This is a genomic window from Actinacidiphila sp. DG2A-62, from assembly GCF_035825295.1.
In the GTDB taxonomy this organism is placed as follows: Bacteria; Actinomycetota; Actinomycetes; order Streptomycetales; family Streptomycetaceae; genus Actinacidiphila.
The window spans coordinates 5895768-5908376 of the sequence record NZ_JAYMGI010000002.1; the positions used below are offsets into that span (position 1 = coordinate 5895768).

Below are 12609 nucleotides of genomic sequence, written 5' to 3' on the forward strand. Positions count from 1 at the left end.
TGGGGTGGTGTGATGGGCTGTACCTCCAGCCTAGACACGTGTCCGGCAGGATGGCTCGCGTACGTATCTGAGACAACCGTGGGAGACACCCGGTGAGTTCCCCAGAAGCACACGTTCGCCCAGAGCGGAGCGCCGGCCGGTCCGGGGCCGGCCCGGTGGTCGCGATCACCGGCGCCGCCTCCGGCGTGGGCCGGGCGCTGGCGCTCAGGCTCGTCTCGTCCGACCGGATCAGGAAGGTCGTGGCGATCGACGAGCGGCGCGGCGAGGTGCCCGGGGCGACCTGGCGGGTGCTGGACGTGCGGGACCCGGCGATCGCCGACAAGCTGCGCGGCGCGGACGTGGTGGTGCACCTCGCGCTCGACCTCGACCTGGAGTCCGATCCCAAGGCACGCTCGGCGTTCAACGTCCGCGGCACCCAGACCGTGCTCACCGCGTCCGCGGCGGCCGGCGTGCGCCGCGTGGTGCTGTGCACCTCGGCGATGGTCTACGGCGCGCAGGCGGACAACGACGTGCCGCTCGCCGAGGACGCGCCGCTGCGGGCCACCTCCGAGGCCAGCTTCGTCGACGACCTGCTGGAGATCGAGCGGCTCGGCCGCCGCGCCCCGCGCGCCCACCCGGGGCTCAACGTCACGGTGCTGCGCCCGGCGGTCCTGGTCGGCGGCACGGACACCGCGCTGACCCGCTACTTCGAGTCGCCGCGGCTGCTGGTGGTGGCGGGCAGCCGGCCCTGCTGGCAGTTCTGCCACGTCGAGGACCTGGTCTCGGCGCTGGAGTACGCCGTGCTGGAGAAGGTCGACGGCGAGATGGCGGTGGGCTGCGACGGCTGGCTGGAGCAGGAGGAGGTCGAGGAGCTGTCGGGCATCCGGCGGATGGAGCTGCCGCCGGCGATCGCCTTCGGCGCGGCGTCCCGGCTGCACCGGCTCGGCCTGACCCCGTCGCCCGCGGGCGACCTGGCGTACACGATGCACCCCTGGGTGGTCAGCGGCAGCAGGCTGTACGAAGCGGGCTGGCGTCCGCAGTGGACCAACGAGGAGGTGCTCGCGGAGCTGCTGGCCGAGGTGGAGGGGCGCAACTCGGTGGCCTGCCGCTGGCTCGGTCGCAAGGACGCCACGGCGCTGGGCGCGGCCGGCGCGACGGTGGCGCTGGTCGGCGCCGCGGCGGCGGTGCGCAGGGCGCGCAGGGCGCGGCGCGGGCTGTGAGCGGGAGCGGGCGGTGGTCCGGCGTCCGTCGTGCCGGTCGTGGGACGGCCGCCCGGACGTGCCGCGAAGGAACGGCGCCGCGAACGGAAGAGGGCGAACGGAAGAGGGCGAACGGAAGAGGCTTTCCGCATCGCGGGAGAGTGAGGCAGCATGAACACCATGGACGGCATGGAGAGCATCTACGAAGAGCGGGACGGCGACGGCCCGGTCCGGCTGCTGGCGATCCGCGACACCCCCCTGTCGGTGGACGAGGTCCACGCCGCGGTGGGTGACGACGCGGCGGGCGGCACCACTCTCTTCGTCGGCGCCGTACGCGACCACGACGGACGCCCCGGCGTCGCGGTGACCGGGTTGTCGTACTCCGCGCACCCCAGCGCGGGCACGCAGCTGCGCCGGGTTGCGGAGAAGGTCGCCGCGGACTATCCGGTGCGCGCGCTGGCCGCCGTCCACCGGGTGGGCGATCTGCGGGTCGGCGACATCGCGGTGGTCGTCGCGGTCTCCTGCCCGCACCGCGACGAGTCCTTCGCCGCGGCCCGCCGCCTGATCGACGACCTCAAGGACCAGGTCCCCATCTGGAAGCACCAGACCTTCGCGGACGGCACAGAGGATTGGGTCGGCGCGTAGCGCCTCGATGGGGGGTGGTGGTCGGGCGACGGGTGGGCTGGGTCGGCGCGTAGCGCCTCGATGAGGGGTGGTGGTCGGGCGACGGGTGGGCTGGGTCGGCGCGTAGCGCCTCGATGAGGGGTGGTGGTCGGGCGGGGACTCGGCGTGCGGGTCCGCGCGGCCCACTCCGATGACGTAACCGTCCGTTAGTGGGATTTCCGCATGCGTAACCCCGCGCCCCGTAGGACCGTTGTATCACTCAGCGGTTAATCTGCTGATACGTCTCAATGGTCCGTTTCGGGTACGGGGTCGGGAGTCCGCAGTGGCAGCACTCGCCTGGTTGATCATTCCGCTGATCGCTGCGGTCGCCGCCGCGATCTGGGGCCGCTGGGCCGGTCGGCGGCGGCTGACCGGGGACGGCGCCTCGCTGGCCGGCTACGAGCGCTTCCGCGTGGCCATGGAGGGCGCGGGAGAGGGCGAGGGAGGCGGCGAGGGCGGGGAGGATTCCCCCGCGGGCCGGTCGCCGGTCCCGTCCCTTAGGGTCGGACCCATGCCACGCCGGACGACGACGCTGATCGCCTCGACCCTGACGCTCATAGTGCTGCTGTGCGTGGCACTGCTGGTGCCGACGCCGTACTCGGAGATGTCACCAGGGCCGACCGTCAACACCCTCGGCACCTACGGCGGCGACACGGTGATCGACATCGGCGGCCACCCCACGTACCCCGCGACCGGTCATCTGAACATGACCACCGTCCGGGTCACCGGTGCGGACTACCACATCAACCTGGTCGAGTCCCTGATGGGCTGGCTGCGCCACGACGACAAGGTGGTCGAGCACGACACCCTGTACCCCAAGGGGCAGACCGCCGAGCAGGCCGACCAGGAGAACGCCGAGGAGTTCAGCCAGTCCCAGGACAGCGCCAAGGTCGCGGCGCTGAAGGAACTGAAGATCCCGGTCACGTCCCGGGTGATCGTGGCCGCCGTCGTCAAGGGCGGCGCCGCCGAGGGCACCCTGCACGCGGGCGACGTCATCAAGGCGGTGGACGGCACGGCGGTGACCGAGGCCGACCAGGTCGCCCAGCAGGTCACCAAGCACAAGCCCGGTCAGAAGGTCGTCTTCTCCATCGTCAGGGCGGCCGACGCGAAGAAGGCGTCGGCGCCGGTCCAGCGGCTGACGATCACCACCCGCGCGTCCGACGACTCCGGGCCGTCCCGGGCGGTCGTCGGCATCCAGGCGGGGATCGAGCACACGTTCCCCTTCACCATCGACATCAAACTGGCCGACGTGGGCGGTCCGAGCGCCGGCATGATGTTCGCGCTCGGCATCGTGGACAAGCTCACGCCCGGCAGCCTGACCGGCGGGAAGTTCGTCGCGGGCACCGGCACCATAGACGACGACGGCACGGTCGGACCGATCGGCGGCATCAGCCTGAAGACCATCGGCGCCCGCGACAAGGGAGCGCAGTTCTTCCTGACCCCCGCGGACAACTGCGAGGAGGCCGCCAAGGACACCCCCAAGGGCCTCACCCTGGTGAAGGTGAAGACCCTGGACGACGCCATGGCGGCCCTCGCCGACATCCGCTCGGGCAACGACAAGGCGCTGCCCTCCTGCAAGAGCTGACCGCGCCCCGACCGCTCAGGCGCGGGAGCCGACCCCGCCGCGACCGCTCAGGCGCGGGAGCCGACCGCGCCCGACCGCTCAGGCGAAGGTCGCGGTCAGCGCGTCCGCGAGGCCCGGCACCAGCTCGGGCCCGGTCAGCACCTCCGACGGCGTGTCCTTGGCGCGCAGCCGCACCGCCGACTCGCGGCTGCCGTCACGCAGCACCGCGACCGTCATCCGCACCTCCTGGCGCTCCGGGTGCCGCGCCACCCAGGACGCCAGCGCGGCGTCGTCCAGGTCCTCGGGCAGCGACGCCTCCGCCGACGGCGGCAGCATCAGCCGCTCCACCGTGAGCGCGCAGCCGGCGATCACATCCGGCCAGGCGATGGTGGCCAGGAACTCGTCCAGCGGCTGCCCCGAGGGCAGCTCGTCCTGTTCGATCGGGGTGAGCCCGCCGGACGTGTCGTCGCCGAGGCCGAGCTGCTCGGCGAGACCCGGCTCGCTGGCGCGCAGCCGCGCGGTGTCGACCAGGGCGAACAGCCGCGCGGGCTGGTCCCAGCCCTGCCCGGACGCATAGGTGTCGATCTCGAGGACGGCCCGGGTGAGGGGGGTCGCCGCGAGCGGCGCGCCGTCGGAAGCGATGTTGGACATGACCCACATCCTGCCCCTTCCGGCCCCGGAATCGGGAACCGGCCAAAGCGTAGTTAAGTTGCACCAGTGGGAGCCCGACCCGGGACACCCGCGGAAACCATGACATTTCGAGGTGCGCACCTTGGTATTCCAGCTGCCTGACCGCGGCGGAGGCCTGGCCCCACGGTCGGGTTTCGGCCGTCCCTCGCGGCGCGCGAGGACGCTGGTCGTCACGATCGGCGTCCTCGCCGTCGTGATGGCCGCGTTCATGGTGTTCGCCGGGTTCTGGACGGACCTGCTGTGGTACCGCTCGGTGCACTACTCCTCGGTCTTCACCACCACGATGTGGACCAGGGCCGGTCTGTTCGCCTCCTTCGGGCTGCTGATGTCGGCCGCGATCGGTGTGAACATCTACCTGGCGCACCGGCTGCGCCCGCCGCTGAGCGCGATGTCCCCCGAGCAGCAGGGCCTGGACCGGTACCGGATGGGGGTGGCGCCGTACAAGACCTGGGTGCTGGCCGGGATCTGCACGGTGGTCGGGCTCATCGCCGGCGGATCGGCGTCGACGCACTGGCGGCTGTGGCTGCTGTACGCCAACGCCACGCCGTTCCACCAGCGGGACCCGCAGTTCCACAAGGACGTGTCGTTCTACACCTTCGACCTGCCGTGGTACCGCTTCCTGCTGAACTTCGGCTTCGCGGCCGTGGTGCTCTCCCTGCTGGCCGCGACGCTGGTGCACTACCTATACGGCGGGCTGCGGCTGACCTCGGCCGGCGGCGGCAAGGCGACCGCCGCGGCCACCGGGCACCTGGCGGTGCTGCTCGGCCTGTTCGTGTCGCTGAAGGCGCTCGCCTACTGGCTGGACCGGTACGCGCTCGCGGTGAAATCCAGCAATCTGCGCGCCACCGGCTCCTGGACCGGCCTGCGCTACGTGGACGCCAACGCGTACCTGCCGGCCAAGACGATCCTGTTCTTCATCGCCTCGATCTGCGCGCTGCTGTTCTTCGCCACCTTGTGGCGGCGCTCGTGGACGCTGCCGCTGCTGGGCCTGGGCCTGATGGCGCTGTCCGCGGTCCTGATCGGCGGGCTGTACCCGGCGATCGTGCAGAAGTTCCAGGTGGAGCCGCACGAGGCGGCCAAGGAGGCGCCGTACATCCGGCAGAACATCGACGCGACGCGCGCCGCGTACCGCATCACCGGCGACACCGCCTCGGACTACAGCGGCACCAGCTCCGCCGACGCGCGCACCCTGCGCGCGGACACCGCCAAGGCCGCCGCGATCCGGGTGCTGGACCCCGAGGTGATGGCGCCGGCCTTCCAGCAGACGCAGCAGGGCAGCGGCTACTACTCCTTCCCCTCCACCCTCGACGTCGACCGCTACACCGTCGACGGCCGGGAGCAGGACACCGTGGTCGGGGCGCGCGAGCTGGACAGCAGCGGCATCCCGCACAAGGACTGGGTCGACGAGCACCTGAAGTACACCCACGGCTACGGCATCGTCGCGGCCAAGGGCACCGAGGTGACGGGCCCCGGCGGCTCCGGCGCCACCGGCGTCGCGGGCGGCGCCGACGCTCCCGGCGGCAAGGCCCCGGCGGGCGCGCCCGTCTACACCGAGGGCGACCTGCCGACCAGCGGCGACCTGGGCCCGTACCGGCAGCAGATCTACTTCGGCGAGCAGACCAAGCAGTACGCGATCGTCGGCGGCCCCACCAAGGAGGTGGACTACACCGCGGGCGGCAGTCAGACCACCACCTCCTACCGCGGCAGCGGCGGGGTGAGCCTGGACGACCCGGTGACGCGGGCGGCGTATGCGGTGATCTTCGGCGAGCCGCGGATCTTCTCCTCCAAGGCGGTCGGCCACGGCTCGAAGATCCTCTACAACCGCACCCCCGAGGGACGCGTCGAGGCGGTCGCGCCCTGGCTGACCGTCGACGGGGACCCGTATCCGGCGGTGGTGCACGGCAGGGTGCAGTGGATCGTGGACGCCTACACGACCAGCGACCAGTACCCGTACTCCACCCGCACCAGCCTGGGCGGCGCCACGGCCGACTCGCGCACCGACGGGCAGCACCGGATCTCCGCGGCGCAGGACCAGGTCAACTACATCCGCAACTCCGTCAAGGCGACGGTGGACGCCTACGACGGCACCGTGAAGCTCTACCAGTGGGACACCCAGGACCCGGTGCTCACCACCTGGATGAGGGCGTTCCCGCACACGGTGCTGCCCAGGAGCGAGGTCCCGGCGGACCTGCTGTCCCATCTGCGCTATCCGCAGGACCTGTTCAAGGTGCAGCGGGAGATGCTGACCGCCTACCACGTCACCGACCCCGGGCAGTTCTACCGGGGGGACCAGGCGTGGCAGGTGCCGGACGACCCGGCGTCGGCCTCGGGCAAGGCGGTGCCGCCGTACTACCTGAGCATGAAGATGCCCGGCCAGGACGCGCAGGCGTTCTCGCTGACCACCACCTTCACGCCGAGCGGCGGCGACACCCTCGCGGCGTACATGGCGGTGGACGCGGACGCCGCGAGCAAGGACTACGGCGCCATGCGCATCCTGCGACTGCCGCCCGGCACCCGGGCGGAGGGACCGCAACAGGCGCAGGACAACGCCGACTGCGCCTTCTCCGCCGACCTGGACGCGCTGAAACGCAAGGACTCCACGGTCCTGCGCGGCAACCTGCTGGCCGTGCCGCTGGACGGCGGGGTGCTCTATGTGCAGCCGGTGTACGTGCGCGCCGCGAACAGCGACTATCCGGTGCTGCGCAAGGTGATGGCCGACTTCGACGGGACCCGGGCGATGGGGGACACCCTGGACGGGGCGCTGGACGCGGTCTTCGGCACGGGGGCGCCGGCCGCTGGCCCGCCGGGCGCCACGATCAGGTCAGGCACGTCAGGTACGTCCAGCACGTCAGGTACGTCGGGCACGTCCGGCACGCGCGCCAAGGCACCGCCCGGGGACACCCCGGCACCCACCGCCGAGCTGAAGAAGGCGCTGGCGGACGCGATGGCGGCGGCCGGCGACGAGAAGGCGGCGACGGCCGAGGGCGACGAGAAGGCGTACGCCGACGCGCACGGCCGCCTCATGGACGCCCTGCGGCGCGCCGAGGCGGCGGAAAAGCGCTGATCTTGGCCACCCGCGCCGTGGTACGGTTGTCACACACGACGCGGGGTGGAGCAGCTCGGTAGCTCGCTGGGCTCATAACCCAGAGGTCGCAGGTTCAAATCCTGTCCCCGCTACTGCACGAAGAGGCCCGGAGTCAACCGACTCCGGGCCTCTTCGCTTGTTCGTGGGAAGATCGCGGAAGCGCGTTTGGTGTGACGCCTTGTCGGGAAGTCGACAAAACGCTGAAGTGACCGTGCCGGTTGCGGTATACCAGGTGTACGCCGGTATCAGGTGGTGCGACGATGGAGCTCATGGGGGATGGTGCACGACTGCTGAACGCTCGTCAGATCCGCGAAGGGCGCGGGTCCGCGAGCGGGTCGGCGACGCCCGGGGCGGGGGAGGCCAAGCCCCCGACCGTGGCGGAGCTGCTGCCCGCGCCGCGCGCCTCGCAGGACGCCCGCGACCGCGCCGCGGCGGCCCCCGGCGGCCCGCGGGCCGCCGTTCCCGCAACCGTCCTGGACGCGGCGGCCGGTGACAGGCCGTCGGGCGCCTACCCGCGCACCGCGGCGGACACCGGCGCGAGCACCGGTGCCGAGGGCGCCGCGCCCGTGCTGCTCAGCGAACTGCCCGACGAGGACACCCTCGCGCTGCGCGAGGAGGCCGAGATCGAGGCGCGGCACCGGCGCGCCGCCGAGCAGGGCGACCCGGCCGCGATGAGCGCGCTCGGCACGCTGCTGCTGCGCCGCGGCGACCTCGACGGCGCCGAGCCGTACCTGCGCGAGGCCGTGCGGTACGGCGACCGCGCCGCCGCCAACAACCTTGCCCTACTGCTGCACCAGCGCGGGTACGCCGACGAGGCGGCCGGCTGGTGGCGGATCGCCGCGGTGGCCGGCTCCGCGCCGGCCGCGCACGCCCTGGGCCGGCACTACCGCGAGCGCGGCGATGAGCCCGGCGCCGAGTACTGGCTGCGCCAGGCCGCCGAGTCCGGCCACACGCTGGGCGCGTACGCGCTGGCCGACCTGCTGGACCACCGGCGGGACGTCGGCGCCGAGCGCTGGTTCCGGGCCGCCGCGGAGCACGGGCACCGCGAGGCGTCCTACCGGCTGGCCAGGATCTGCGCGGAGCGCGGCGAGGACCGCGAAGCCGAGCAGTGGTACCGCCAGGCCGCCGCGCGCCGGCACCGCCGCGCCGCGCTGCGCCTGGGCACCCTCCTGGAGGAGCGCGGCGAGACCAAGGAGGCCAAGCACTGGTACCTGACCGCGGCGCGGGACGGCGAGGCGCGCGCGGCCTGCGCGCTGGCCTTCCTGCTGCGCGACGAGGGCGACGTCGACCAGGCCGCCACCTGGTGGCGCCGCGCCGCCCAGGCCGGCGACGGCAACGCGGCGAACGCGCTGGGCGCGCTGCACGCGCAGGAGGGCGAGACGCAGACCGCGGAGCGCTGGTACCGCACCGCGATGGAGGCCGGCGACGTCAACGGCGCGTACAACCTCGGCCTGCTGTGCGCGGGCCAGGGCCGCTCGGTGCAGGCCGAGCAGTGGTACCGCAAGGCCGCGTACGCCGGGCACCGCGAGGCGGCGAACGCGCTGGCGGTGCTGCTGCTCCAGCGCGGTGACGCGGCCGGCGCGGAGCCGTGGTTCTCCAAGGCGGCCGAGGCGGGCAGCATCGACGCGGCCTTCAACCTCGGCATCCTGCACGCGGGGCGCGGCGAGGAGGCGGCGGCGCGCGGCTGGTACGAGCGGGCGGCTGCGGCGGGGCACGCCGAGGCGGCGCTCCAGGTGGCCATAGCGCTGCAGCGCGAGGGCGACCTGCACGGCGCCGAGCGGCACCTGCGGTGCGCGGCCGGCGGCGGCAGCCCCGAGGCGGCGTTCCGGCTCGGCACGCTGCTGGGCGCGGCGGCGCGCGGCGAGGGCCGCGTCGGCGCCGGCGGTACGGCCGACGAGGCCGGTACGGGCCCGGGTACGGCTGCGGGCGCCGCGGCGGCGGTCGAGGCGGAGGAGTGGTACGAGCGGGCGGCCCGGCAGGGGCACCGCCGTGCGCAGGTCCGGCTGGGCATGTGCGCGGCGCGGCGCGGCGACGTCGAGGAGGCGGCGCAGTGGTACCGGCTCGCGGCGGAGGCGGGGTCGCGCAACGGCGCGTTCAACCTCGGGCTGCTGCTGGCCCGGCAGGGCAGCGAGCCGGAGGCGACGCTGTGGTGGACCCGTGCGGCAGAGGCGGGGCACGGCCGGGCGGCGCTGCGGCTGGCGCTGCTCGCGGCGCGGCGCGGGGCGCTGGCCGAGGCGCAGCAGTGGTGTGCGCGGGCCATCGCCAACGGCCCGGCCGAGGTGGCGGAGCGGGCGGCGCGGCTCACCGACGCGGTGGCGCACGAGCTGACGGCGTAACGCCGTCGGGTTGCGGGGCGTTCAGCATCTGCCCCGGTTCGCCCGTCGCGGTCTGCGGGTTCGTGGGTGGTTGGTGGCGCCGTTCCTCGCGCCCCTTGCGGGGTGCGTCTGCCCGGGGTTGCTTGTTGCGGTCTGCGGGTTCGTGGGTAATTGGTGGCGCCGTTCCTCGCGCCCCTTGCGGGTCGGGTCTGCCCCGGGTTGCTTGTTGCGGGCCGCGGGTTCGTGGGTGGTTGGTGGCGCCGTTCCTCGCGCCCCTTGCGGGTCGGGTCTGCCCCGGGTCGCTCGTTGCGGGCCGCGGGTTCGTGGGTGGTTGGTCGCGCCGTTCCTCGCGCCCCTTGCGGGGTGCGGGGATTTGGTGGTGAGGTGCGGGAGCACGTATGGTGGGGGCATCGACGCGGGGTGGAGCAGCTCGGTAGCTCGCTGGGCTCATAACCCAGAGGTCGCAGGTTCAAATCCTGTCCCCGCTACTGATGAGAGGGCCCGGAGGCACACGCTTCCGGGCCCTCTTCGCGTCGGGGAGGGCGTGGCGGCGCGCCGCGGAGCGCGGGCGCATCCGCGAGGTTGTCCTGGGTTCGGGTTGAATCCGGCAAAGTCGCGGTGAAGCCGCTTGGTCCGCGCCGACCGAGCCGAGATGCTGGACCCATGCTGCGCAGACCACGGGGGCCTGGCCGGGCCCGCGGTCCGGCCGATCCCGGCCGGTGGGCGGGCTGGTGCGCCGCCGCCCTGGACGGCCGTCCGGAGAGCGTCACCGCCCTGCTCGCCCACCTGCGCGCCGCGGACCGCGCCGCGCAGAGCCGTACCCACGACCGCGCCGCCGCCGTGGACGCGGTGGCCGCCGCGCCGGCCCGCCTGCTGCTGCTCCTGGACCGGTACGCGCGCCCCCGCGCGCCCGCGACCGGCCCGGCGGGTCCCCTGCACCTGCTGCTGACCTCGCTGGACGCGGACGGCCGGGTGCGCGAGCAGGCCGTCGTGGGTCTGGCGAGCACCGGCGGTCCGCTCGCCGCGGCGCTGCTGGCGCTGCGCACCGCCGACCACGTGCCGGAGGTCGGCGCGCGGGCCGCCGCCGCGCTGGCGCTGCGCACCGCCCCCGACGAGGTGGCCGCCGCCGTGCCGGTGCTGCTGGGCCTGGGCAGGCGGGTGCGCGGCGGGGCGGCGCTGGCCGCGTACCGCGCGGTGCTCGCCGAGCCGCCGCACCGGCGCGCGGTGCGCGCGCTGGCCGTCGCCGCCGACCCCGACACCCGCAGGTTCGGCGTGGAACTCGCCCTGGACCTGGGCGAGTACGTCCGCGGCGACCTGCTGCGCGCCGCGCTGTACGACCGCGACCAGGTGTGCCGCAGGCTGTGCGCGCAGCGGCTGCTGGAGATCGACCCGGAGCAGGCCGGACCGCTGCTCGGCGCCGGCGGCGCGGGCGTGCGGGAACTGGCGGTGGCGGCGCTGCCGGGCGACGTGCCGGCCAAGCGGCTGGTGCCGCTGCTCGCCGACCGCGCCCGGATGGTGCGGGCGCAGGCCCGCTGGCAGCTCTACCAGCGCGGTGAGCCGCCGGCCGGGGTGTACCGCAGGGAGCTGGAGAAGGCGCTGGCCGGCAAGGCGGGGGTGCGCACCCGGCTGCTCGCGGGGCTGGTGGCCGGCCTGGGGGAGTGCGGCGAGACCGCGGACGCCGCGCTGCTCGCCCGGCTGCTCGGCGACGGGCGCCCCGCGGTGCGCCGGGCCGCCGCCCGCGCGCTGACCAGGATCGCCAGGGCGGAGGACCTGCCGCCGCTGCTGGGACCGCTGGCCAACGACCCGGACCCGGGCGTGGCCCGCGAGGTGTTCGAGGGCCTGGCCAGGGCGCCGCACGGGGTGCTGCCGGAGACGCTGTGGATCGGCCGGACCCGTACCGAGCCGGCCGTACGCTCCCTGGCCGCGCGGATCGAGGAGCGGCAGCGGGCGGCCAGGGCCGCGGCGCCGGCGGCCGGGGACGTCTCGGGGACGTCCGGGGCCTCAGCGCCCGGCGGCGCCGGAGCACCGGCGGCCTCGGCCGGCGCGGGCGCTCAGCGGGCGCAGTCCGGGCACAGCCCCCGGTAGGTGACCTCGACCGCGGAGACGGTGAAGCCGAACCGCTCGGCGGCCGGCAGCGCGGCGAGCGGGTCGCCGTCCGGGTGGACGTCGCGGATCGCGCCGCAGGAGGAGCAGACCAGGTGCTGGTGCGGCCGGTGCGCGTTGGGGTCGTACCGCTTGGCGCGGCCGTCCGTGGCGACCTCGATGACCTCGCCGATGCCGACCATCTCGCCGAGCGTGTTGTAGACGGTGGCGCGGGAGATCTCCGGCAGCCGCGCGATGGCACGGGCGTGCACCTCGTCGGCGGTCAGGTGCACGTGCTCGCCGTCCAGGACCTCCGCCACGACACGCCGCTGCGCGGTCAACCGCCAGCCGCGTTCGCGCAGTCGTTCCAGCAGGTCGCTCATGCGTTCAGCGTAGCAGTGGTGCCCCGGCCGGGCTGATGTCGTCCGTTCTTGATCGGACTCTTGTCCTACTCGGACTCTTGACTTGGACTATGTCCAATGTACGATCTGCTCCGACGGCCGCCGCGGCCGAGGTTGCTCTCCGCGGCGGGCGCCGACCGCGGCAAGCGGCCGTCCGCCGCGCTTCCAGGCCCTGCGCGCCGGACGGACCGCTTGACCGCGAAGACTTGGCGGGCTACGCCGGGACCGCCGTGTGGGACGGGCTCCAGCAGCAAACGATGTCCCGTACGGAGACCACCCCGACCGGGTCGCGGCCGTCGAGGACGATCAGGTGGCGGAAGCCGCCGCGGACCATCGCGGCGGCGGCCTCGTCGAGGGTCCAGCGCGGGGCGGCGAAGACGACGTCGGTGGTGGTGTGGGCGTGGGCGGCCTCGGCGTCCGGGTCCAGGCCCGCGCCGATCGCGTTGAGCACGTCGCGCTCGGTCAGGATGCCGAGGCCGGCGGTGTCGGGGTCCAGGACGATGGCCGCGCCGACCCTGCGGGCGGACATCAGCTGGGCGGCCTGGCGGAGGGTGTGGGCGGGGCCGATGGTCAGAACCACTGTGCTCATCGCGTCGCGGACCAGCATGAGGGATACCTCCGTGAACGCATT

Annotated in this window: 9 protein-coding genes and 2 tRNA genes; 8 read left to right on the forward strand and 3 right to left on the reverse strand. The window is 74.1% G+C overall.

What is annotated here, in order from left to right; all coding sequences use genetic code 11:
* Positions 1–92 precede the first annotated feature (92 nt).
* The 3 genes from VSR01_RS26510 (at position 93) to VSR01_RS26520 (ending at position 3426) form a co-directional block, all read left to right on the forward strand.
* Entirely contained in the window at positions 93–1199 is a 1107-nt protein-coding gene (locus VSR01_RS26510; RefSeq protein WP_326451621.1) for an SDR family oxidoreductase, read from the forward strand.
* A 150-nt stretch (positions 1200–1349) separates the two neighbouring features.
* The gene (locus VSR01_RS26515) at positions 1350–1823 is read left to right on the forward strand and encodes a molybdenum cofactor biosynthesis protein MoaE (protein WP_442785549.1); all 474 of its coding nucleotides are present in this window, start codon (positions 1350–1352) and stop codon (positions 1821–1823) included.
* 529 nt (positions 1824–2352) lie between these two features.
* Entirely contained in the window at positions 2353–3426 is a 1074-nt protein-coding gene (locus VSR01_RS26520) for a YlbL family protein (RefSeq protein WP_326453828.1), read from the forward strand.
* Between the two features lie 78 nt (positions 3427–3504).
* Here the strand turns inward: VSR01_RS26520 and VSR01_RS26525 are convergent, their stop codons facing one another.
* Positions 3505–4056 (reverse strand): PPA1309 family protein, encoded by a 552-nt coding sequence (locus VSR01_RS26525; protein ID WP_326451622.1) that lies wholly within the window; start codon positions 4054–4056, stop codon positions 3505–3507.
* 112 nt (positions 4057–4168) lie between these two features.
* Here VSR01_RS26525 and VSR01_RS26530 point away from each other — a divergent pair, with 112 nt between their 5' ends.
* The 5 genes from VSR01_RS26530 (at position 4169) to VSR01_RS26550 (ending at position 11580) form a co-directional block, all read left to right on the forward strand.
* Positions 4169–7159: a UPF0182 family membrane protein gene (locus tag VSR01_RS26530; protein WP_326451623.1), complete on the forward strand. Its 2991-nt coding sequence runs from the start codon at positions 4169–4171 to the stop codon at positions 7157–7159.
* A gap of 39 nt (positions 7160–7198) precedes the next feature.
* Positions 7199–7272: transfer RNA gene (locus VSR01_RS26535), tRNA-Met, on the forward strand.
* Between the two features lie 579 nt (positions 7273–7851).
* Positions 7852–9516: a tetratricopeptide repeat protein gene (locus VSR01_RS26540; protein WP_442785708.1), complete on the forward strand. Its 1665-nt coding sequence runs from the start codon at positions 7852–7854 to the stop codon at positions 9514–9516.
* Positions 9517–9909: 393 nt separating this feature from the next.
* Positions 9910–9983, forward strand: a tRNA-Met gene (locus VSR01_RS26545).
* 175 nt (positions 9984–10158) lie between these two features.
* On the forward strand, positions 10159–11580 hold the full coding sequence (locus VSR01_RS26550) for a HEAT repeat domain-containing protein (RefSeq protein WP_326451625.1): 1422 nt from the start codon (positions 10159–10161) through the stop codon (positions 11578–11580).
* Here VSR01_RS26550 and VSR01_RS26555 read toward each other — a convergent pair.
* Entirely contained in the window at positions 11547–11960 is a 414-nt protein-coding gene (locus tag VSR01_RS26555) for a Fur family transcriptional regulator (protein ID WP_326451626.1), read from the reverse strand. The two genes, VSR01_RS26550 and VSR01_RS26555, sit on opposite strands and share 34 nt — an antisense overlap.
* Before the next feature lie 232 nt (positions 11961–12192).
* Entirely contained in the window at positions 12193–12585 is a 393-nt protein-coding gene (locus VSR01_RS26560) for a CBS domain-containing protein (RefSeq protein WP_326451627.1), read from the reverse strand.
* Between the last annotated feature and the right edge of the window lie 24 nt (positions 12586–12609).

Excerpts from the sequence above, each read along its gene's own strand:
- VSR01_RS26515 (WP_442785549.1), top strand. The coding sequence starts at position 1,350 with ATGAACACCATGGACGGCATGGAGAGCATCTACGAAGAGCGGGACGGC.
- VSR01_RS26520 (WP_326453828.1), top strand. The coding sequence starts at position 2,353 with ATGCCACGCCGGACGACGACGCTGATCGCCTCGACCCTGACGCTCATA.
- VSR01_RS26525 (WP_326451622.1), bottom strand. The coding sequence starts at position 4,056 with ATGTCCAACATCGCTTCCGACGGCGCGCCGCTCGCGGCGACCCCCCTC.
- VSR01_RS26540 (WP_442785708.1), top strand. The coding sequence starts at position 7,852 with ATGAGCGCGCTCGGCACGCTGCTGCTGCGCCGCGGCGACCTCGACGGC.
- VSR01_RS26550 (WP_326451625.1), top strand. The coding sequence starts at position 10,159 with ATGCTGCGCAGACCACGGGGGCCTGGCCGGGCCCGCGGTCCGGCCGAT.
- VSR01_RS26555 (WP_326451626.1), bottom strand. The coding sequence starts at position 11,960 with ATGAGCGACCTGCTGGAACGACTGCGCGAACGCGGCTGGCGGTTGACC.
- VSR01_RS26560 (WP_326451627.1), bottom strand. The coding sequence starts at position 12,585 with ATGCTGGTCCGCGACGCGATGAGCACAGTGGTTCTGACCATCGGCCCC.